The following is a 21,370-nucleotide window of genomic DNA, read 5'->3' as shown; positions in this document are numbered from 1 at the left end:
GGTCAACTCAGTTATACCCAAATCAAGTGGTATCTGGGGGCCTTTGCGGGGGCTCATCTCGTTCAATGGAAATTAGGGGCCCCTTTATGCTGACCCGCTCCCCGTATGTAGTGGTCAAGTAATATTGGCCACGGTTTTACAGTAAAAACGGTATCTGTTCTCTGATTCTTCCGGCGTCAGTCCACCGTTGTAATGGTGAGGCCTGACACTATTGTAGTAGTTCAATATATAATCACTGATTTGTCGCCGGGCCTCGTCCTTGCCTGCGTAACCATTCGCCGGTACCCATTCTGTTTTCAGACTGCGGAAGAAGCGCTCCATAGGGCTGTTATCCCAGCAGTTTCCCCGCCGACTGACGCTTTGCTTTATTCTGTAACGCCAGAGAAGTTGTTGATATTTCAGGCCTGTATACTGGCTTCCCTGATCGCTGTGGAACATCACATCACGCGGCTGGCCTCGCGTCTCATATGCCATCCGCAGGGCGCTGCTTATCAGCGCTGTATCAGCATTTTCTGACAGGCTCCAGCCAACCACTCTGCGGGCAAAAAGATCCATGACGACCGCCAGATAGCACCAGCGATTTCCTGCCCAGATATACGTAATATCTCCGCACCATGCCCTGTCAGGCTCCGGCACAGCGAACTGACGTTCGAGCAGATTCGGCAGGCATGTATGCTCCTGTCGGGCATTTTTGTACTGATGTTTTCCGGGCTGACAGCTGCTCAGGCTCAGGTATTTCATCAGACGCCCGGCCCGGTAACGGCTCATCGGGACACCGTTTTGAGTCAGCATTTCCGCAAGCGTGCGTGCGCCTGCAGAGCCCCGACTCTGGTTCCACGCCCGGCGTATTTCGCTGCACAACCTGACCTGCGCCGGATTAACGGTATCGCGTCGCTTTCGCCAGTACCGGTAACTACTGCGGTGTATTTCCAGAGCGGAACAAAGGCTGACAACCGTGTGGCTGTCACTCAGTCTGGCAACTATCGTGAACCGTTCAGCGAGTCGGACATCAAGAGCGCGGTAGCCTTTTTTAATATCGTATTCTGTTCCTCCAGACGGCGAATCTGCTTTTCCAGCTCTCGGATTCGTTGCTGCTTTGTGGAGATAGGCGTCGCAGAGGGCGTGATGCCCTGGCGCTCTCGCCGGAGCTGGCGTACCCAGCTCTCAAGGGTGGTAGAGCCGACATTCATCGCTTCACTGGCTTGTCGATATGAGTAGCCCTTATCAACAACCAACTGCGCACATTCCAGCCTGAACTCAGGGGTGAAAGTACGCTTAGTTTTTTTGTTCATTAAGTCACCTGTTTTGTGTTGAGGTGAGGATATCACCTTTAATCAGGTGGCCAAATTTACTGTGCCACTACAACCGCTCATGACTCATAACTACCCATGAATGGCCGTTGTCTTTTGAAAGCAAACGCCAGCAGCGGGCCACTGCAGTGTTAAGTTGTTATGCTGGTATGTTCGTGCAGGTGTCTTTTTGCCAGCCTTATAAAGGGGCAGCACATAGGCAAACTGGTCATCAGAGTTTCATAGCCTGAGAAACATAACTGCTTATTGCTATATTCCCTTTCAGAATTCTTTATTATGGAATTAACCCAATCAACTGCTCAGGTCTGCTATGCAAAATAAACTGGAAGTGCTGCGTATATTTTGTACTGCCGCAGAATCAAGAAACTTCAAAGATGCCGCGATACTTCTGGGCATTTCACCTCAGGTGGTGACTCGTGCGGTGAAAGAACTCGAACAGCAGCGCGGTGAGATTTTGTTTTACAGGAGCACCCGGCAGATGAAAATTACTGCCGATGGTGAGCGTCTGGCGCAATATGCCCGGAAAGCCGTTAATGCTGTCGATAGGTTGTTGACGGTAAAAAAGCAGCCAAAGTCTGATGAGATGCGGGGAACCGTTCGGCTGACGGTGTCCTCCGTGTTTGGCCGTAAGTTTATTATTCCGGCATTAACGCAATTTTCCCGCCGTTACCCGGATATTGTCGTGGACTGTATTCTGACGGACACACACAGTGATGTGATTGACGAGCGGATAGACATTGGTATTCGCTTCGGTTTTTTACCCGATAACCGTTATGTGGCTCGCGAGCTGGCCAAAATCCAATTCTTCTCCGTCGGCACGCCTGAATTGATAAGCCAGACAGGAATGCCAAAGCATGTTGATGAGCTTGATTCATTTCCCCTGACAGCATTGATTGATCATAAAACAGGGCGTTACTGGTCATGGAGTTTCAAAGACTCGCGAACTTTTACGCCGTCGAACCCACGCTTTATTACCGATGATCTGGAGGCTGAGTTTCAGGCTGTGCTAGATGGCGTCGGTTTTGGACACATGCCAGGTTTTCTGGCGCTGCCCTACTTAAAAAGCGGCCGCTTGATTCAGATTCTGGAAAAAAATTCATCCTCAAGCTGGGGGCTCTATCTTTACCTACCACAGCGCGGACCGACATCATTACGGATCCGGACGTTATTCGATTATCTGGCAGACGTTTTAGCAAATATGGAAACCTGACCTTACACCGGCCAGGTAGGGGGCTTTTTAAGGGGTATCCACACGAACAATGATCTTACCGATCTGCTGATTCGACTCCAGATAACGATGAGCCTCCTGCATCTGCCCGAAGTTAAATATTTTATCCAACTGAGGTTTGAGATACCCGGCCTCAATACCTCTTAGGATGAAACGTATTGCCTTTTCCCGAATGATGGTTTCATGCAGCACTTCGAGGAACAGGAATCCCCGAATTGTCAGACTTCTACGTAGTGCAATCTTAAGCGGAAACGGTGTTGCTTCGGGGCTCAGTGCACCATGTATTACCAACCGACCTCTCACAGCCATCGCTTTGGCAATCTGTTCAACCTGTGGCCCACCGACGGCATCAAACGCAGCATTGAGATATTCACCCCCCAATCTCGATACAATTGCCTGGTACAAGTCTGGCTCATCTTCACTGGAAATAACATCATCAACTCCGAGAGCTAATAAATGCTGTTTTTTCTCTACGGTGAGTGTGCTGGCAATCACTCTGGCACCCGCGGATTGTGCAATCTGAATGGCAGCCAGACCCACACTACTTGATGCCGCAGTAACTAACAGCGTTTCGCCTTTTTTCAACCCGGCAGCATGTATTATCCCTCCATAGGCGGTGAGATATTGCATCCAGATTGATGAGGACTGTTCCCAACTGAGATTGACCGGTTTATGGACCAGTAGAGATGCGGGGAGAACAAGTTTATCGGCACAGGTTCCAAAACGTGCAAGGCTGGATGATGGCAAAATAGACACATGATCGCCGGGAGAAAAGTGTTCGACACCTTCTCCTGTCGATACAACAACGCCTGCACCTTCATAACCAAGGCGTGAAGGAAATTCCGCTTTCTCAATGTACGTCCCGCGACGAAACATAACATCTGCCCTGTTGAGGCCAATAGTTTTCATCTGAATCAATACTTCCCCTTGGGCTGGTTCATCAAGGGGAAGATTTTCCAGTTCCAGAACATCGACATTACCCGGGCGTTGAAAACGCCAGGTTCGTGCCTGTAACTGCTTATTCAACATCAATGACCACCTTGATGAATGCTGAACCATCTTGCACCGCATGGTGTGCGTCGATTGCCTGATCGAGATTGAAATGACGGACGTCGATAATAGGGTGAATTTTACCGTCTTCAATCAGGCGGGTAGCGGCTGCCAGTATCTCACCATGATGAGCGCGAGCTTCTCCGGATAGCATTGGCATCAGTACAAATACGGCGGACAGTGTGGCACAACGTAACGACGATACTGCCAGATTATGTTCAGCGAACGCTGCACAACTGGTGATATGCCCGTAATGTCGGGCCATGCCCAGCGAATCTTGCAGAACCTGGCCACCTACAGTGTCATAAACAATGTCAAAACCCAGGCCTTCGGTGCAGTTGTTCACAATATCTTCCGCTGAAAGCATTGTGTAATCCAGCGGCGTTGCACCCAATTTATCGATCAGGGATTGTTTAGCCGTTGAACCTGTGGCCCAGACATTGGCACCCATGGTTTTTGCCAGTTGAACAACCATGCAACCAACACCACCTGCGCCACCCTGAACCAGCACATTCTGCCCCGCTTTTACCTTCGCATTATCGACCAGACCTTCCCAAGCGGTTAAAAAGGTTAACGGGATGGCAGCGGCTTCACGCATGGATAAATTACGGGGTTTAAGTGCCAGTAAATCGACATCAACCACAGTATATTGAGCAAGAGAGCCCTGCAGTCCACGAACACCACCGGTCAAGCCATAAACTTCATCTCCGACGATAAATCGCTTGACGCCTTCACCAACGGCAACAACAACTCCCGCCATATCAGTACCCAGCACAGCCGGTAGATCTGGCATAGCATAAGGGGCTTCACCGAGGCGAATTTTATAATCAATAGGGTTAACACCACTCGCATGTATCTGTACCAGAACCTGACCTGCTCCGGCGGTTGGTACAGGCAACTGAGCCAGGATAAATTGTTCGTCAGTAAAATTTTCCAGCATGAGCGCTGTCATCATCGTATTCATAAAGTTAATCCCTGAAATAGAAGATGCAATGCACTATATCAACGGCGATGATTTTAAAAAATGAAACATTATGGATTTGATAATTCCATAAAATGGCATAAACAAGTAGATGTGTAAATGGCTGACCAACAAACACAGCCCTGCTTGTTAATTCTTAAAACAGCAGATCCGATTGCCACCACCAAAAACTAGCAATCAACATGCAGGGATATGGGGTAGGCTATAGACGTTTTGTTGATCTCCAACCGGAATGTCGGCGCTATGTTGCCCTTCTTTTGTAGACTATCCATTATCACGATGAACCTGAGATGGAGTCTATCGATGAAAGCGGCGGCTCAATATCGACAAACCCGCTAAGGAAAGCATCACTCTCAGGCAAAGCAAATACCTGAACAATCTGGTTGAGCAAGATAACCATAATATAAAACGCCGGAGTAAACAGATGCTGGTATTCAAATCGTTTCGCCGAGCACAGACGCTGCTGGACGGCATCGAACTGCTTTACATGATACGCAAAGGGCAGTATCAGCATCCGTACGGGGATGTCTTGTCCCCGGCGGAACAATTTTATCTGCTGACTGTCTGAAATAAGAGTAGTCTGACCTTTGCTGACCTCATGTGGTTAATGCGACAGAGCTCTGTACAGAGCGGAGAGTAAGAATGAAAGCTAAAATATTATTTTTGGTATTAACGCTGTCCTGCATCAACAACGCTCCGGCAGCAAATAAAATGTTAAGTCCCAATGAAAACGTTTTAGTAAATTACATTGATAAGCATAAAAAAGACCAACTTAAATTATTAGAGAACCTGGTCAATATCAATAGCGGCACGGGAAACAGCCCCGGAGTTGAAAAAGTTGGGGAGCGGGTCAGAACTGAGTTAGATGACTTGGGTTTCAAAACACAGTGGGTGAATCTCCCCGTCTCAATGAAACATGCCGGTAGTTTAGTCGCTACGCATAGCGGTCCGGGAAAGAAAATTTTGATAATTGGCCACCTCGATACCGTTTTCCCTTCCAGTAGCCCTTTTCAGTCATTCACGATTTCGCCAGATCAACTATCAGCAACAGGACCGGGAGTCATTGATGATAAAGGTGGCATCGTTGCGATTTTATATGTACTCAAAGCACTGAATCAAGGAGGAAAACTGAAGAATGCCAATATAACGATAGTCCTTACCGGGGATGAGGAACAGGCAGCAAAACCGACCTCCATCTCACGTAAAGCCCTGCGTGAAGCCGCTCAAGGCAGCGACATTGCACTGGGATTCGAATTCTCGCTGGCCGAAAATCAACTGGTGACAGGAAGAAGAGGACTGAGCGAATGGTACCTTTCTGGCAGTGGTAAATCAGGACATTCTTCCCAAATATTCCAGACTGCATCAGGTGATGGTGCCATTTATGAAGCGGCACGGGTACTGAACAGTTTTCGTACCACCCTTTCGAATATACCGGGGTTAACGCTGAATCCAGGGATTATCCTGGGAGGGCAGAGTGTTAACGAAGATACGCAGAAAAACATCGGTAACGCCAGCGGGCAGAAGACAATCATTGCAGCTCAAACACTTGTGCATGGTGATTTGCGGTTTTTATCGGATGAGCAGAAACGCATGGCTGAACAAAAGATGCGTGAAATTACGATGACCCCGTTACCACTAACCTCAAGCCAGTTAATATTCAACAACATAATGCCTGCTATGCCAGAGACAAATGCTAACAGGCAGCTTTTAACTGAGTTCAGCGATATTAGTGTGGCTTTGGGGGGAGCGAGCTTACAGGCTGTGCCGGCCGCTGAACGCGGGGGAGCAGATATTTCTTATATTGCACAATATGTTGTCGCCAGTATTGATGGCCTTGGCCCCTGGGGCAAGGGAGCTCATAGCCAGAATGAGACACTGGAAGTCACGTCTCTCTCTGAAGTGACTAAAAGAGCGGCTATTTTTATCAGCCGCCAATTGAATTAGTCATTTAACAAAGTTCCGTGATTTGGTTAAAAAAGAGCTTAACGAATGGAAGGGACTTCTCCTGACTATGCGCCTGATTAACTCTTGTGCAAAGGGTGTATGTACTGGTTTATATCGCGTTCCGCATGGCTAAAATCACCATAACTGCCTTTGGGAAGCCATTCACTTTTAAGACTACGAAAGACTCTTTCCATCGGTGAATTATCCAGGCAACTCCCCCGCGCCCCAGACTTTACATTACTCCATAATATTATGGTAAGTTTATGTATCTATTGCTTTTATTTATCTCCGCTTGACCGCAGGCAGCCATCACGCGGGTATGTTTCAGAGCATTAACACCAAATCCTCATCCGCTGTTAAAAAGAGAAGGTTGAACTGATAACCCAGCGTGATTTTAGTCAACGACAAGCGTGAGCGCGAAATAGCACCATTTGTCCTGTAGGCGAAAAAACTGATGTCGCCACACCAGATGCGGTTTGGCCCTACGGGGTTAAAATGCCGATTCAAGACGTTTGGTAATGCAGGGCTGCTATCTGCGTTTACCCCGTAGCGATGGCTTTAGTAGGGGCTACTCCATCTGCAAAGCTTTGACCCTGGGGCCGAACCCTATTGTCATGGCATTATGATCTTGTTTTTGTATCAGAGAGGGCACAACTCAACTAAATGGTAGGAAGACTAGGGTTTGTTTAACTTAAAAATGCAAGTTAACAATGAATTATCAAACATAGTTTAATAACTAATCCTAGTGAGGCTCAACATGAATAATATCTTTTCTGGTTTTGACGCTAAAATCTTGGCCGAGGTATTTGGTGTAAGCCGCGAAACAGCAGTGAAACTCCAACTGGAAAGCACCAAGCAAGGTAATTTGCTGACAGTCGTGCAGGCGTTGGTTCTTCAGAATCCGATTGGGCTGTAAGCAACCCAGAGTCAGGGGCTGCGTGCAACTGAAGGAAGAATGCATAAAATTTCCCAAAATATAATTCAAGGCCGCATAAGCGGCCTTTTTCATTTCTATCACCCTGCATCGGGGCAGAGTCCCGGGAGGGGAAGTTATGGAAATGCCAAATGGTCACCATAGCCGGGATGACATCAGTGACATTCTCGCAGCTTTCTCACCGGCGGGAACTGGCTTGCCAACAAAACGCCGAGCAGGGAAATATGTTTGTGCAGCAGTCAGGATCGATCACCATCTTGCACACGGAAGACACTCGAACTTGCGCAATCATGGCAAAACATCAGCAGAGTGAAATCTATCAGCGGAAATATCAGGATGCGATCAAAAACAATAAATGCGCTGCTGAGCGCATCCCTGATGATTGAGTGGAACGGATATAAACGTCGCCAGCGCCAATCGTCTTTCTGCTCCCTGAATCACTATTCAGCCTTACGAACAATCAGCGTTGCAAGGTGATATCAGGGTAATATCGGCAGTTATACGTTGGAATTGAAACCAGCTTTATCAATCTCACCAACCCAGTATCCAGTCTGATCCAATGGTGTGAGAATCGCACACATTGAAAAGAGCGTTCTATTAAATTGCAATATGATTTCTCTGCACTTGCCAATATGAATTATACGAATATGAATAATTAGCTTCTGTAAGGAGGGGATCGTGGGATGCATTGTTTGTGAACTAAAGAGCTCAAATAACTATGAAGTGAAAACAGAAGAGGATTATAGGTTAGCTCTATCTCTTGCATCGGCAGGGTTGATCACTCTTTCATTTGGTGGGGAAGGGGCTTCGTGTTTAAAAATAAAAAATAAGTTCATCCCTGTATACATTTGCTCGGCGACTTATAAGTTAAAGATGATTTTGGGAAAAGACTTGATTTAGAATTTAAATTTAGCATAAACAATTACTTGCATTTGCACGACGTTCTGCGATTAGCCTGATGGTATTGCAGGGGCATTCAGTGCGTGTCATCGACAATGCTGACGTATAATCCTGCTCAATAGTAGGATCCTATGTCATACAATCTCGGAAATTAACCAAAAGAAGAATATAGACAAGGTGAACCTGGATCTTACGGCGCCAGGTTTAGCGAAAAAAGAGCGTATTAACCAGCCAGTGATAGCTATTAGGTGGAGAGAGAGCAGCCTAGAGATCTGCATCAATACTTTCTTGAGCGTGTGGCACATTGGACTACTTAGAGGTGAGTATAAGGCTATCAATAGGATCCGAGCCGATTTATCAGAAAATGGCAGAAGCCAACCATAATAAATAACAGAACCCGCTACGGCGGGTTTTTAAATGGGAGCAATTCATGGAAAAAAAGAAAAGGATGAAAGCCATGAAAGGGCCATATCCTCCACTGCAGTTTATTGAAGGCCATCAGCTTACTCATATATCGGCCAGATTCCTACGAACAAGGTACGTGAGTGGGGGCAACGATAATTCTTCAGCGATAGTTGAGCCGTTGTTCAGTGGTGGTTAACAGAGTGGTCGGTTACGAAGGGAACGGCGTAATACGTTGCTGTATTTTTCACCGGATCTTTAGGTACAAATAACCATATATGATGATTGCCAACCTGTCGCTGCAGAATTGCGCGATAGGTGTCGTTGAGAGCGACAACTATCGCGCGGCCAGATTTGCTACCCTCTGAGCACCAGCCTTGGCAGCATGAACCTTGCTGCAAGTGTTCAGTCCCCTAGACTTCTCGCACAAACGCTAGCCAATATGATCCACAGAAAATGAATCTATAATGGCCCCCTGAGCGGCTCATGATGTGTTAGTGCATTCAGACGCTTGCCTGCGGTTTGCCGGAGAATACTGACTAAGGGTTTTTTCTATTATCCAGACTAAACCCGCCAGCCCCTAAGAGAAACAGGGCGATAAAACCACCGGACATCGTGATGTTTTTCATCAGCATCAACTGACTTTGTAGGTCGGGACCACTGTGAAAAATCAGTCCTGAGATGATACAGAATCCGAAGAACAGAATGGCGACAATCCTCGTCTGAAAGCCCAGTAAAAGAGCCACACCGCCGCCTAGCTCGGTTAATATCACCAAAGGCAATAATATTGCTGGTACGCCCATCGACGCCATATACTCAGCTGTCGCGTTATAAGCCGAAATTTTACCTATTCCAGCAATAATGAATACAGATGAAAGAAGTACTCTCATTAAAACTGACACTAAACCGAAGAATAATTTGTTGTCGATGATATTGTCAATTTTGCCTTTTATAGACATTAACGCTTCCTCAAAATATTAAATAATATACACATTAAAAATCAACGGCCAGTTTGTAATTACACACCGGGCCGCGTATTCAATGGCTCGCTGATGGTGGTGGCTAAACCCTGGGCTGGGGGAGTAATAGTTGTGGCCTGAATAAAAGTAAAGAGTGCTTAAACAACAAACTAACGACGTTATTACCCCCCGCATTACGCTCACATCTTCTTATTCTCAGTGCTCGCCTGCTTATTCTCAGGGCTCGCCTGCTTATTCATGATATCGTGCTCAGCGGGAGGGTTACCATATAATTGACGTAAGGATTTTGGTATATGCCCATTGTTATCGATTATATTATAATGCTCACCCACTTCAGCCGTCAGTAATGTACTGCCGGATAAGGCCTTTAAGTTAGGGTCGCTAAATAGCGCCCAAACCACGCGTCCACAGAATTCAGGGCTCTCAAATCCTAATGTGTCACGGAGCGCGCGCGTTTTCGGGTCTGAGTTGGCAAGCTCAACCATCGTCTCTGTGGCTACGAAACCTGGCCATAGGGATACGGCGGAAACGTTAAAGGGGGCGAAGTGCTCGGCGTAGGAAGCGGCCAATTTATCCTGGCCTGCCTTTGAAGCGTAATAGGCTGGATCATGCACCTTCGCATCGGCATAGAAAGATACGTTGACGATTAACCCGCGCCCACTGGCAAGCAACAAGCGCGCCGCATGCCAAGTCGCAACATGATGGGAACGTAAGCCAACATCCAGTATATCGGCAAGATGGATGGTGGCTTCCCAAAAGGGTTTCACTCCCATTTGGCTGTTAAGCGTGGTGGCATTATTGACGAGGATATTGAGATAACCGTGCTTCTGCTCCACCTGTTTAAATAGGCGTGCTATCTGTGCATCGTCAGACATATCGCAAACAACCGCTACTCCTTGCCCCCCCGCGTGGGTTATTTCACTGACCACCTTTTCGACTGACTCCTGGTCACGACCCGTAACATAGACAATCGCACCTTGCCGTCCCAGTTCCTTTGCTATTCCCTTACCTATTCCCTTGCTTGATCCTGTAATAACGGCGATGACATCTTTTTCTGTTTGCATTATTTGCTCCTGATGACAAGGGCCAGGGCCTTCATCTTCGCTTAAACGGTGACAACAATTTTGCCTAGCTGGGTGTTCGCTTCTAGATATTGATGTGCCGCAACTATCTGATCAAACACAAAGGATTTCGCTATAACCGGCTTTAATTCGCCACGACTAAGCGCCGCCAAAATAAAGGTTTTAGCTTTGGCGAGGCGCGCCGCATTTCCTACAATTTCGCTGTAAGCAAATCCCCTGATCGTCAGGCCTTTCGGGATCGCCAAACTTGCCGGGAAAGGGGTGTTTTCACCGCTCAGATTGCCGTACGCTATCAGCGTGCCTCCGGGCGCCAAGATCTCGCATAGCGTGGGCACACCTTCCCCCCCAATACAATCGAAGATAACTCGCGGCGGCCTATCGCCGGTGATTTCTTTAACTTCAGCTACGCTTTTCTCACCCTGGGAAGTGACAACCCATGATGCACCGATATCGAGTAACGCCTGGCGTTTGGATTCGGTTCTTGAGGTTGCTATCACCCGAGCGCCAAGCATGTTGGCAATTTGAATCGCGGCGATACCAACGCTACTGGAAGCGGCAGTGACCATGACATAGTCGTCAGAGGTCACTTCTGCAACGTCAATCAGTGCCCCATATGCCGTGATGTACTGCATCCACGCCGAGGCCGCTTGCTCCCAGGATAAATTTTCCGGATGCTTAACCACGTAACGGGCTGGGTAGTGAATAGTTTCACCATAGGTGGGCCACCGATCCATAGCCAGTGAAGGGATAACACTCACCGCGTCGCCAGGGATAAGGCCTTGCACTTGTGCACCAACGGCCTCGATAATCCCGGCCGCTTCATAGCCCATTCGCTGCGGAAATACCGGAGGAAATGCATACTTACCGCGACGCAGTAGCGCCTCCGCCCGATTTAAACCGATAGCTTTCACCTTAATACTGACTTCATCGGCGGCTAAGGCAGGGAGAGCCACGTCCACAATTTTTAATACATCTGGTTCACCGACACGATCAAACTGGATAACCCGCGCCATTTTGTTCCCCTTTATATAAAACACGTAAACTAATACGAATTTATGACTGGAGTTTTTGACACAAAAATAAGTGTAATTTTATGCCTGTTCCATTATTTCATGCGTATCACGGTTTTCCCCCGATATCCTCCGCTCTTGACGGAGTCCAGCGCTAACGAAGTATCCTTTAAATAAAATACTCGCGGAGGCGTGAAGGGAATCTCACCTTTGGCAATCTCTTTCGCAATAGAATTCAATTTGGCAGGGTCAAATTTCATTTGAAAAAATGTCCCTTTTCCTGGTTGGCTATCAGGTGTTTTTTCTGCGATATCAACGGCAACTGAACTTACAATTCGACCGTTTGGCGCCAGAGTGTTCCAGAGTGCTTCCAGGGAACCTCCACCTACCAAGTCAAGAACGAGGTCAACTCCCTTTATCATCGATAAGGCATGAGCGTCGTTATAGTCAACGACATCTGTGGCACCCAATGACTTGACATAATCTCTGTTTTTTTGCGAAGCCGTAGCGATGACCTTTGCCCCTGCGCGATGAGCCAAAGGAATAGCCAAAGAGCCTACTCCGCCAGCCGCACCCTGGATCAATACGGTTTGCCCAGCCGTTAATTCCCCGATATCAAATAACCCCGTCCACGCCGTCGAGCCAGCAACCGGCAGGGTTGCTGCGACGGTTTCGTCCAGATCATCGGGAATGGGGATTAACAGTTCCGGCTCAATTTCTATCGTTTCGGCAAATGCCCCACGGTTCACAGGCTTCCCTATCACGCGATCGCCGACGTTGAAGGTGGTGACGCCAGCCCCCACTTCAACAATCTTTCCTGCGAACTCGCCACCCAAAATACAGGGAAAAGTTAATGGGAATATATGTTTAAGCAGGCCATCACGCAGTTTCCAGTCTAATGGATTAACCCCTGCGGCGGCGATCTCCACAATGACCTTGCCCGGTGAGACTTGGGGCCTGTTGATGGGCTGAATTTTGATCGTGCCCTCAGCGCCATAACTATACATAACTGCTGCTAATTGCTGATTCATGTTGATCTCCTAAGCTATTTTTTCACTATATCCGTACCAATAATAATTAATAAGATGCTAAATTATGGACGCCGAGGACCAAAAATGAGACAGCTCATGAATATGAATGCATTGCAGGACTTCATAAGTGTGATTACACACGGCAGCTTCAGCGCGGCAAGTCGCGCAACGATGACGCCTAAAGCCTCTATTTCACGGCGGATCCGTCAGTTGGAAGATGAACTGCAAACGCGCTTGTTTGAACGTACGAATACCGGTTTCACCTTGACCGCCGAAGGAACCCTGCTATTCGAACGGATAAAGCCTTTGGTTAACGAGCTCAACGACATCAAAACTGACATGATGGAACAGACCGGTAGCCCCTCAGGAAAATTACGGATTAGCGTTCCTCCCGTTATCGCATTTGATACCTTGGGTAAACTGGCTGCTCGTTATAGAGCGCTTTACCCATTGGTCGAACTTGAACTTATTGCTGACAGCAGATTGGTTGATCCTATTCGAGAAGGTTTCGATGCCGTTATTCGTGTAAATCCGATGGCGGATGAAGAGATGATAGGTATAAAAATATTCAAAGAGACATTAATATTTGTTGCGTCACCGCAATATAGGGAACAACTGGCTTTGGGAGACCCGCTCACGGAACTTCCTTTCATCAGTATTGGAACGCACTGGAAACCGAATCAAATTAGTACCGTTTTGGATGGGGAACCACGACATTTCAATGTGAACACGGAGTTATATATCTCCTCTCCGTTTATCACCCGTTCCACCCTCATTTCGGGAGTCGGTTCCGCACTGCTACCGGAAGCTTTGGTCGCCGATGACATCAAAGCCGGCAGGTTGCTTCACCTGGGGGTAAGTGAACAGCCAGAGCTGATTTTATGGTGCCTTTATCCGAGTAGGCGCTATGTCACCGGAAGATTAAGAGCCTTTATTGATTTATTGAAGGAAACATTTTCACAGGAAAGCAGTATTCATCATTAACGGTTCGAAAAACAAAACCGGCGATCCTGTCGGGTAAGCAGTGAATGATGGCTGCACTTAAGCGTGCAAGCAGCCATTGAACCGCCTGCAACGCTGTCCTCCAGTCCCTGGCTCGAAAATCCATTTAATTACCCGGCTAACGACTATGTTGGCTGCCGACGCTGTGCTAGTTTCTGTAGCAAATCATCAGAATGCAGGACATAACATGTTGAGTTTGTTTGTTTACGGGACGTTAGGGCCAGGGCGGCCAAACGCGCACATCATGGAAAGCATCGGCGGAAGTTGGGAAGAGGGCAGTGTGGGGGGAACGCTGCTGAATGCAGGGTGGGGCGCCGAAATGGGCTATCCGGGCATCGTGCTGGATAACAGCGGCAGCCGGGTTCAGGGTTTTCTGTTTCGTTCCGACAATCTTGCCGCCCACTGGCAAACCCTCGATGAATTTGAGGGAGAAGGTTATGAGCGGGTGGCCGTCAGTGTGACTACAGCAAGTGGCGACGTCGTCGATTCGTTTATCTACATGCTGAAGCAATAACGCCGCTGCCGTTGTTTAGCTCGGGAACGAGCCATCTCGTTCCCGAAATGCGGCGGTTACCGGTTCGGCAAACAGAAAAACGACTGCGCGTTCTCACCCAAAATCTGACGCTTACTTTTCTCCGGCAAGGCAGAGCTGCTGACCAAATGGCCAATCTGTTGTTCCCCCAGCGGGAAGGGAGCATCGGAGCCCAGCATGACCCGTTCCGCACCCAGGGTATCCACCAGAAGCTCTAGCGCCCGTGGATCGAACACCGCGGAGTCGACGGAGAAGCGATCCAGATAGCTTGACGGTTTATGCGGGCAATCTTCTCGCACGATATCGCGCTGCTCCCAGGCGTTATCAACCCTCCCCATCAGGTAAGCAAAGCTGCCGCCCCCGTGGGCAAAGCAGAGTTTCAGGCTGCGCGGCAAGCGTTCGAAGGCGCCTGAGAGGATCAAAGAGAGGATCGCCAATTGCGTTTCCGCCGGCATTGCCACCAGCCAGGGCAGCATCCATTTCTTCATACGCTCCGCGCCGCCCATCATATCCCAGGGATGTACCAGCACCGGGATACCCTCGTGGGCGCAGTGGGTCAGAAAGACGATCAGCGATTCATGGTCCAGATCCTTTGCTCCTACGTGATTACCTATTTGCACGCCAATATGACCACACTCTTTTGCCCGGCTGGCTTCGCGGCAGGCGGCCTCGCTGTCCTGCAGGGGAACCTGCGCCAGCACCTTCAGCCGTCGCGGATTGGCAGACGCCATCTCCAGCGCCCGATCGTTCATCAATTGGACCCAGGGCAGGGCGCGATCGAGAGCGACGTCATAGGCAAACATGACCGGCGTGGCGCACATGATCTGAATATCGATCTGCTGTTCATCCAGCTGTTCCAGGCGGCGTTCGGCATCCCACAGGGCGTCATAGACCGGCCGGAAAGGCTTATCATTGAGCATGATCTGGCCTTCGCGCCCGTGGATTGCCAACCAGGGAGCCCGCTCAACATCCAGCCTGGCAGCCTCTTGTTGGCTGATTTTAGGGAAAAAATGCGAGTGGATATCTATTTTCATCGGGTTTCTGTTGCCTTCAGTGTGCGATGCCAGGTTTGTGCATCGCGGCTTGGGTGGATCTCGCCGCACTGGCTGCAGCGGCGTTCTTCATCGCTGGTTGCATAAAATTGTTCATAAACCGGGGGGAGATCCGCCACGATGCTCTTGAGGTTCATTTCATATCTTTTGATCAGGTTGCCGCAGGCCGCGCATGACCACTGTATGGCGTCCGGCTCATTTTCCGGGCGCATCCGTTCCAGCACCAGGCAAAGGCTGCCCTCTTCCGGGCGTTGAGGAGAATGAAGCACATGGGGTGCCATCAGGAAAATGTCCCCTTCACGCAGGTCGATGCGGTCATAACGGCCGTCATCCCAGATGTTCAGATAGGCATTCCCTTTAAACTGGTAGAAGAACTCCTCTACCGGGTTATCGTGAAAATCGGTGCGCTGGTTCGGCCCGCCGACGACGGTGACCATGTAATCGCTGTCCTGCCAGATCTGTTGGTTATTGACCGGAGGCTTGAGCCGATGCGCGTTACTGTCTAGCCAAGTATTGAAGTTGAGCGGAAATCCATATTTGAAGTTAGACATTGTTATTCTCCGATTCGTAGGGCAGAGGATATGCACAGGTTATTTTTGGGGCTTATAGGCGATGGCCTTGATTTCAATTAACAAGTGCGGGTGGGGCAGTTGATGCACCGCCACGGTGGTGCGGGTTGGGCCGTCGTAGTCAAAATAGTCGGCATAAACCGCGTTATAGCCAGCAAAATCGTTCATATTGACGAGAAAAGCGCTGATCTCGACAACATCATTCAGGTCGGCTCCGACACTGCGCAGGATGTCGCGAATATTATCGAGCACCGCGCGAGTCTGAACGTCGATAGCCAGGCGGGTTGCACCCATGGCATCGGCTTCGGCCCCGGCAATACTGTTGTCCGGCAATCTGGCACTGGTGCCGGAGACAAACAGAAAGTCGCCGGCCCGTTTCACGTGTGGAAAACGTCCGCGCGGGGCGGCTTTTCCCTTAACAACCACAGCCTGGTTAGTCATAGCTGGCCCTCGGTATGAAATGCCGTTCGCCCAAAACCGGAAATATCGACGCTGACATGTAGCCCGGGGCGTAAAGCTTCTGCTGCGGTTGCCGCGCCAGCGAGGATCACCGAACCGGCAGGCAGTACGCGTTCTTGTTGATGCAGCAGGCTGGCGATCTGTACCAGTGCACGCAATGGATGCCCAAGAATAGCTGCGGTGCTGCCAACCTGCACCGGACGCCCATGAAAGTTCATCACCACACCAAGGTTATCGATGGCGCGCTGCGGGTTCTGCAAGGCCCCCACGACGAATTTGGCGGATGAGCAGTTGTCGGCAATCACGTCCTCAAGGGTGAAGCGGAAATCGCGGTAACGGGAATCGATAATCTCCAGCGCAGGGCATACCCCTTCAAGCACCCGGCCGGCTTCGGCCAGGGACAGCGGGCCATTGATCTCTTTGCCGGTGATAAAACAGAGTTCAGGTTCCACGCGCGGGTGGATCAACTCGCGCAGATCCAGTGTTCCTCCTTCTTCAATCTGCATGGCATCGGTCAGTTCTCCCCAAATAAGATGGTCAACGCCCATCTGCTGCATTTTGGCGCGGCTGGTGAAACCCAGCTTCAGGCCGACGCGACGCTCTCCACGCTGCTCGCGCAGCCGGATCCCTTCAGCCTGAATCCGATAGGCCGTGGGAAGATCCAGAGCCTGCTGTCCGGTTAACTGTGCGGTGGCTTGCTGGCTGAGTGTGGCCTGGTCTAGCTGAGTGGCCAGTGCGGTAAGATCCATGATTTTGCTCATGCAATGTTCTCCTGAAGCCTGTTTCGCTGGGCCAGCAAATCCAGGGCGACGTCAACGATCATATCTTCCTGGCCGCCGACCATACGCCGACGGCCGACCTCCAATAAGATATCGGCGGTTTTAAGTTGATACTGCTCCGCCGCCTTTTCGGCATGGCGCAGAAAACTGGAGTAGACGCCGGCATACCCCAGCGACAGGCTCTCACGATCGACGCGTACCGGACGATCCTGCAATGGACGCACCAGATCGTCTGCCGCGTCCATCAGTTGCAGCAGGTCGCAACCGTGGTTCCAGCCCAAACGTTCGGCGGTGGCGATAAAGACCTCAAGCGGCGCATTGCCGGCACCGGCGCCCTGACCGGCCAGCGAAGCGTCGACCCGCTGACAGCCTTCCTCCACTGCGACAATCGAGTTGGCGACCCCAAGCGCTAAATTATGGTGAGCGTGCATGCCAATTTCCGTGTTTTCATCGAGCACCTCGCGCAGAGCACGGAAGCGATCGCGGATATCCTGCATCAGCATGGCGCCGCCAGAATCGACCACGTACACGCAGGTGGCCCCGTAGGACTCCATCAGTTTCGCCTGCTGTGCCAGATGTTTGGGTTCAGCCATGTGGGACATCATCAGAAAACCGACGGTATCCATCCCCAGCTCACGCGCATAGCTAATGTGTTGGCGCGAAATATCCGCTTCGATGCAGTGAGTGGCGACGCGCACTACCCGTGCGCCGGCATCATAGGCATTACGCAAATCGTGAACGGTACCGATACCCGGCAACAGCAGCGTCGCGATCCGGGCATGGCTGACCGACTCTGCGGCAGCGGCAATCCACTCGACGTCGCTGTGCGCGCCGAAGCCGTAGTTGAAGCTGGAGCCGGATAGCCCATCACCGTGGGCCACTTCGATCGAGTCGACCCCAGCGCGATCCAACGCGGTGGCGATTTGTCTGACCTGTGGCAGCGAGTAACGGTGGCGTACCGCGTGGGAACCGTCACGCAGAGTGACGTCGGAGATATAGAGTTTTTTCATCTTCATGCTCCCTGACCTTGCAGCAAACGCCTTGCGATATGCTCACCGCAGGCCAGTGCGGCTGACGTCATGATGTCGAGGTTGCCGGCGTAGGCCGGTAAATAGTGAGCGGCCCCTTCGACCTCCAGGAAGATGGAGACTTTCAGGCCACCCTGCGGCCCCAGATCCGGGTAAAGGTGCGCATCGGCCGGGGCGATGGTTTCAAACTGGACTTCCTGCTTGAGCCGATAGCCGGGAACGTACTCTTGCACTTTGGCGACCATGGCAACCACCGCCTCGGTGATTGCTTGCCGATCGCTCGGTGGCGTCAGGCAGAAAACGGTATCGCGCATCATCAAGGGCGGTTCGGCCGGGTTGAGGATAATGATGGCCTTGCCGCGCCTTGCGCCGCCTACGCTTTGCAGTGCCAGCGCGGTGGTTTCGGTAAATTCGTCGATGTTTGCGCGAGTGCCGGGCCCGGCAGAACGGCTGGAGACCGACGCGACGATCTCGGCATAGTAAACATCGGTGACGGTGGCGACGGCGGCCACCATCGGAATGGTGGCTTGTCCGCCGCAGGTGACCATATTCAGATTGGGGGCGTCGCCCTGAGTTGCCAGGTTGACTACCGGCACCACGTAGGGGCCGATGGCTGCCGGAGTCAGGTCGATTACCCGTACACCGTACTGTTGCAACAACTTATTGTGGTGCGCGTGCGCCCCGGCCGAAGTGGCGTCAAAAACCACTTTGATTTCGCTGAAATCGGGCAGCGCGAGCAGGCCATCAATGCCTTCAGACGTCGTCGCCACACCCAGCCGATTCGCACGGGCCAGGCCGTCGGAGGCAGGATCGATTCCGACCATCGCAGCCATTTTCAGGTGCTGACCGTGGCGCAGGATCTTAATCATCAGATCGGTGCCGATGTTGCCCGAACCGATGATTGCAGCGGCAATTTGCGCTGAGTTGCTCATTGATCGCCTCCTGCGGCAGGAGCGAAGCGGCCGCTGACCTGACCGAGGCCCTCAATGCGGGCGCTAAACACATCCCCAGCGCAGGCCGCTACCATCGGCCCCAATGCGCCAGTGAGGATGATATCGCCGGCTCGCAATGCGTTGCCGCGTTGCGCCAGCGTGTCCGCCAACCACAAGGCGGCAAGCAGCGGATTGCCCAGACAGGCCGCTCCGGCACCCACCGAAACCGGTTCGCCAGCGCGCTCCAGCACCATGCCGCAGCCCAGCAGATCGACGTCCTTCAACAGCACCGGGCGATTACCCAGCACGAACAGACCGCAGGAGGCGTTATCGGCAATGGTGTCCGCCAGCGAGATATCCCAGCCGGCGATGCGGCTATCAACCACTTCGAGAGCGGGCAGCAGATAGGCGGTGGCGCGGATCAGGTCGGCGAGCGTGTTTTTTTCATGGGGCAGATCCCGTTCAAGTACCAAGGCGATCTCGGCTTCCACCTTGGGCTGAATCAGCCGACCGGCGGCAATCTCTTCACCGTCACACAGCGCCATGTCGGCGAACAGCTGGCCGAAATCCGGTTGATTGACCCCCAGTTGGCGCTGTACCGCCGTCGACGTCAGCCCGATTTTGCTGCCCACCGGCCGGTGTCCCTTTTGGATCCGCTCTTGGTTATTGACCCGCTGTACGGCATAGGCGGCATCGATATCCTGTGAACCCACCAGGTGGCGAACCGGCGCGCAGGGGCGGCCACTCTCGGCGGCCTGCCTGAGCATTTTGGCCGCTTCATGGTGTTCAGGCTTCAGTGAATTTGACACATGACTCTCCTGTTATGCGCCACGCGTGAACGTGGCCGTTTTCCCTGCGGCTGGGTATTGTCGTGAGTCATGCCCTTGAAGAAAGAGAGCGTTGGCGAACACGATTTAGCCAGCCGGCGAGAGTGGATACAGGGCAGTCTAATCAGATGGCCAATAAGCGAAAAATGAATAAAGTGGCTTTTGCTATTCCTTAAAGTTATGCCATAGTCGCCAGACTTGGTGCCTGGGCCAGACGATTTTTGGGAGTAAACGGCAATGAATGAACGTTCCCCTTTTAACGTTAGCGATATGATCCTGAACCGGCTCAAGCTGCGTCCACTGCTGATTTTTGACCGGGTATTACGCAATCAGTCGATTGCGCGTGCGGCTCGGGAGCTGAATCTGACCCAGCCCGCCGTGACCAAAGCGATCCGCGAACTGGAACAACAGCTGGATACCATCCTGTTCGATCGTAATAATCGGGGCGTGACCCCAACGGACTGTGGTGTCTTGCTGGGAGAGCGGGTTAAATCGGTGATTGCCGAGCTGCGCTACCTGACCGATGAGCTGAACACCTTCAAGGGCGGCGTTACCGGCCATGTTGTGGTGGGAACGCAGATCTCGGCCAGCGCCCGTTTGTTGCCGCGCGCCATCTTGTTGCTGAAAGAACGAGCACCCAAAATTCTGGTCACCGTACGGGAAGGGCCGCAGGATTACTTATTTCCTGCATTAGCAACCGGTGAGCTGGATGTGGTGGTAGGGCGTTTGCCCGAGCCCGATGCGCCTCTGACTGCACGCATGGCGCTGAGTCACCGGGCATTATATTGCAACAGCCTTTGCGTGGTGGCCGGCAGCCGCCATCCGCTGGTGCAAGAAGCCAATCTTAACCTTCAACACCTTGCGTCATGGCCGTGGATCCTGCCGCCGCTCGACTCGCCGGCCCGGCGTGTGGCCGATCAATTCTTCAAGGAGTCCGGGCTGCCGGCCCCTGAAAATATCGTGGAGTCATTGTCGCTGCTGACCAACGTCAACCTGCTGGTGGATTCTTCATTCCTTGGCCTGATGCCGACCGCCGCGGCGCGGCGCTTTATTGCGGCCGGTCTGCTGTTCCAACTGCCGCTTGGCGACGTGGGCCCTTCCACCGAGGTCGGGTTTTCCATCCGTGAAGATAAGCCTTTGACGCCGGCGAGCAGGCAACTGATTGAATGCCTGAAATTGGCGGTTCAGGAAGACAATGCGTTGCCTGGCTATAACCAAACGGCATAGCAAAGCCCGCTTTATTCATTTTCACCTTATTTCTACGGCTCCCTACACTGCGTAACGATACCCGGTCGAAGCTCCTCTCCAACGGCGTTGCTTTCAGACGCCAATGGCAG

At 51.3% G+C, this 21,370-nt stretch carries 22 protein-coding genes and 2 pseudogenes; 8 read left to right on the top strand and 16 right to left on the bottom strand.

The window, feature by feature from the left end; genetic code table 11:
* Nucleotides 1–114 precede the first annotated feature (114 nt).
* Together AC1RKC_RS16895 and AC1RKC_RS16890 are read right to left on the bottom strand one after the other, a co-directional pair.
* Nucleotides 115–1,328 (bottom strand): IS3 family transposase gene (locus AC1RKC_RS16895; protein ID WP_493092531.1). Its coding sequence is split into 2 segments (ribosomal slippage): nucleotides 115–1,034 and nucleotides 1,034–1,328, totalling 1,215 coding nucleotides; the frame shifts between segments, so codons are not numbered across the junction.
* 31 nt (nucleotides 1,329–1,359) lie between these two features.
* Nucleotides 1,360–1,434, bottom strand: coding sequence for a ParE family toxin-like protein (locus tag AC1RKC_RS16890; protein WP_455710787.1), 75 nt, complete (start codon nucleotides 1,432–1,434; stop codon nucleotides 1,360–1,362).
* A gap of 186 nt (nucleotides 1,435–1,620) precedes the next feature.
* On the opposite strand from AC1RKC_RS16890, the gene AC1RKC_RS16885 reads away from it, so the two are divergent.
* On the top strand, nucleotides 1,621–2,520 hold the full coding sequence (locus tag AC1RKC_RS16885; protein WP_493092532.1) for a LysR family transcriptional regulator: 900 nt from the start codon (nucleotides 1,621–1,623) through the stop codon (nucleotides 2,518–2,520).
* A gap of 27 nt (nucleotides 2,521–2,547) precedes the next feature.
* Here the strand turns inward: AC1RKC_RS16885 and AC1RKC_RS16880 are convergent, their stop codons facing one another.
* Together AC1RKC_RS16880 and AC1RKC_RS16875 are read right to left on the bottom strand one after the other, a co-directional pair.
* Nucleotides 2,548–3,567: a zinc-dependent alcohol dehydrogenase family protein gene (locus tag AC1RKC_RS16880; protein WP_129940030.1), complete on the bottom strand. Its 1,020-nt coding sequence runs from the start codon at nucleotides 3,565–3,567 to the stop codon at nucleotides 2,548–2,550.
* Nucleotides 3,557–4,552: a zinc-dependent alcohol dehydrogenase family protein gene (locus AC1RKC_RS16875; RefSeq protein WP_046374317.1), complete on the bottom strand. Its 996-nt coding sequence runs from the start codon at nucleotides 4,550–4,552 to the stop codon at nucleotides 3,557–3,559. The genes AC1RKC_RS16880 and AC1RKC_RS16875 overlap by 11 nt, the downstream gene beginning before the upstream one ends.
* A gap of 222 nt (nucleotides 4,553–4,774) precedes the next feature.
* Between AC1RKC_RS16875 and AC1RKC_RS16870 the strand changes: the two are divergent.
* Together AC1RKC_RS16870 and AC1RKC_RS16865 are read left to right on the top strand one after the other, a co-directional pair.
* Nucleotides 4,775–5,138, top strand: a pseudogene (locus tag AC1RKC_RS16870) (DDE-type integrase/transposase/recombinase); the annotation flags it as partial.
* A gap of 74 nt (nucleotides 5,139–5,212) precedes the next feature.
* On the top strand, nucleotides 5,213–6,514 hold the full coding sequence (locus AC1RKC_RS16865; RefSeq protein ID WP_046374315.1) for a M20 family metallopeptidase: 1,302 nt from the start codon (nucleotides 5,213–5,215) through the stop codon (nucleotides 6,512–6,514).
* A gap of 98 nt (nucleotides 6,515–6,612) precedes the next feature.
* Here AC1RKC_RS16865 and AC1RKC_RS16860 read toward each other — a convergent pair.
* Nucleotides 6,613–6,735: pseudogene (locus AC1RKC_RS16860) on the bottom strand (IS3-like element ISKpn37 family transposase); the annotation flags it as partial.
* Nucleotides 6,736–7,271: 536 nt separating this feature from the next.
* Here AC1RKC_RS16860 and AC1RKC_RS16855 point away from each other — a divergent pair.
* Together AC1RKC_RS16855 and AC1RKC_RS16850 are read left to right on the top strand one after the other, a co-directional pair.
* Nucleotides 7,272–7,430, top strand: a complete 159-nt coding sequence (locus AC1RKC_RS16855) for a hypothetical protein (RefSeq protein ID WP_493092533.1) — start codon at nucleotides 7,272–7,274, stop codon at nucleotides 7,428–7,430.
* Between the two features lie 149 nt (nucleotides 7,431–7,579).
* Nucleotides 7,580–7,834, top strand: coding sequence for a hypothetical protein (locus tag AC1RKC_RS16850; protein WP_493092534.1), 255 nt, complete (start codon nucleotides 7,580–7,582; stop codon nucleotides 7,832–7,834).
* Between the two features lie 1,455 nt (nucleotides 7,835–9,289).
* On the opposite strand, the gene AC1RKC_RS16845 is transcribed toward AC1RKC_RS16850, so the two are convergent.
* The 4 genes from AC1RKC_RS16845 to AC1RKC_RS16830 form a co-directional block, all read right to left on the bottom strand.
* The gene (locus AC1RKC_RS16845; protein WP_020825577.1) at nucleotides 9,290–9,709 is read right to left on the bottom strand and encodes a DoxX family protein; all 420 of its coding nucleotides are present in this window, start codon (nucleotides 9,707–9,709) and stop codon (nucleotides 9,290–9,292) included.
* Between the two features lie 200 nt (nucleotides 9,710–9,909).
* The gene (locus tag AC1RKC_RS16840) at nucleotides 9,910–10,794 is read right to left on the bottom strand and encodes an SDR family NAD(P)-dependent oxidoreductase (protein ID WP_493092535.1); all 885 of its coding nucleotides are present in this window, start codon (nucleotides 10,792–10,794) and stop codon (nucleotides 9,910–9,912) included.
* A gap of 41 nt (nucleotides 10,795–10,835) precedes the next feature.
* Nucleotides 10,836–11,825, bottom strand: a complete 990-nt coding sequence (locus tag AC1RKC_RS16835; protein WP_493092536.1) for a zinc-dependent alcohol dehydrogenase family protein — start codon at nucleotides 11,823–11,825, stop codon at nucleotides 10,836–10,838.
* 92 nt (nucleotides 11,826–11,917) lie between these two features.
* On the bottom strand, nucleotides 11,918–12,853 hold the full coding sequence (locus AC1RKC_RS16830; RefSeq protein WP_046374310.1) for an NADP-dependent oxidoreductase: 936 nt from the start codon (nucleotides 12,851–12,853) through the stop codon (nucleotides 11,918–11,920).
* Nucleotides 12,854–12,949: 96 nt separating this feature from the next.
* Between AC1RKC_RS16830 and AC1RKC_RS16825 the strand changes: the two genes are divergently transcribed.
* On the top strand, nucleotides 12,950–13,837 hold the full coding sequence (locus AC1RKC_RS16825) for a LysR family transcriptional regulator (protein ID WP_234529959.1): 888 nt from the start codon (nucleotides 12,950–12,952) through the stop codon (nucleotides 13,835–13,837).
* Between the two features lie 205 nt (nucleotides 13,838–14,042).
* Nucleotides 14,043–14,369 (top strand): gamma-glutamylcyclotransferase family protein, encoded by a 327-nt coding sequence (locus AC1RKC_RS16820; protein WP_041414293.1) that lies wholly within the window; start codon nucleotides 14,043–14,045, stop codon nucleotides 14,367–14,369.
* A 56-nt stretch (nucleotides 14,370–14,425) separates the two neighbouring features.
* On the opposite strand, the gene AC1RKC_RS16815 is transcribed toward AC1RKC_RS16820, so the two are convergent.
* Genes AC1RKC_RS16815 through AC1RKC_RS16785 form a run of 7 tightly spaced genes read right to left on the bottom strand, consistent with a single transcriptional unit; the run spans nucleotide 14,426 to nucleotide 19,973 of the window.
* On the bottom strand, nucleotides 14,426–15,421 hold the full coding sequence (locus AC1RKC_RS16815) for an amidohydrolase family protein (RefSeq protein ID WP_258090322.1): 996 nt from the start codon (nucleotides 15,419–15,421) through the stop codon (nucleotides 14,426–14,428).
* The gene (locus AC1RKC_RS16810) at nucleotides 15,418–15,990 is read right to left on the bottom strand and encodes a 3-hydroxyanthranilate 3,4-dioxygenase (RefSeq protein WP_046374308.1); all 573 of its coding nucleotides are present in this window, start codon (nucleotides 15,988–15,990) and stop codon (nucleotides 15,418–15,420) included. Before AC1RKC_RS16810 ends, AC1RKC_RS16815 begins: the two co-directional genes overlap by 4 nt.
* A gap of 39 nt (nucleotides 15,991–16,029) precedes the next feature.
* A complete protein-coding gene (locus tag AC1RKC_RS16805) occupies nucleotides 16,030–16,449 on the bottom strand; it encodes a RidA family protein (protein WP_020825585.1) in 420 nt (139 codons plus the stop codon).
* Complete coding sequence (locus AC1RKC_RS16800; protein ID WP_020825586.1) at nucleotides 16,446–17,228, bottom strand: 2-keto-4-pentenoate hydratase; 783 nt, start codon at nucleotides 17,226–17,228, stop codon at nucleotides 16,446–16,448. Before AC1RKC_RS16800 ends, AC1RKC_RS16805 begins: the two co-directional genes overlap by 4 nt.
* Nucleotides 17,225–18,262: a 4-hydroxy-2-oxovalerate aldolase gene (dmpG, locus tag AC1RKC_RS16795; RefSeq protein WP_046374306.1), complete on the bottom strand. Its 1,038-nt coding sequence runs from the start codon at nucleotides 18,260–18,262 to the stop codon at nucleotides 17,225–17,227. Before dmpG ends, AC1RKC_RS16800 begins: the two co-directional genes overlap by 4 nt.
* On the bottom strand, nucleotides 18,259–19,206 hold the full coding sequence (locus tag AC1RKC_RS16790; RefSeq protein ID WP_493092537.1) for an acetaldehyde dehydrogenase (acetylating): 948 nt from the start codon (nucleotides 19,204–19,206) through the stop codon (nucleotides 18,259–18,261). Before AC1RKC_RS16790 ends, dmpG begins: the two co-directional genes overlap by 4 nt.
* Nucleotides 19,203–19,973, bottom strand: coding sequence for a 2-keto-4-pentenoate hydratase (locus AC1RKC_RS16785; protein WP_493092553.1), 771 nt, complete (start codon nucleotides 19,971–19,973; stop codon nucleotides 19,203–19,205). Before AC1RKC_RS16785 ends, AC1RKC_RS16790 begins: the two co-directional genes overlap by 4 nt.
* A gap of 297 nt (nucleotides 19,974–20,270) precedes the next feature.
* Here AC1RKC_RS16785 and AC1RKC_RS16780 point away from each other — a divergent pair, with 297 nt between their 5' ends.
* Nucleotides 20,271–21,260, top strand: a complete 990-nt coding sequence (locus AC1RKC_RS16780) for a LysR substrate-binding domain-containing protein (RefSeq protein WP_046374304.1) — start codon at nucleotides 20,271–20,273, stop codon at nucleotides 21,258–21,260.
* Nucleotides 21,261–21,370 lie beyond the last annotated feature (110 nt).

It is taken from the genome of Serratia sp. GW822-FHT06E05 (assembly GCF_058799445.1).
The sequence above is the reverse complement of the archived record's forward strand: the minus strand, read 5'-3'. Positions and strand labels throughout refer to the sequence as shown.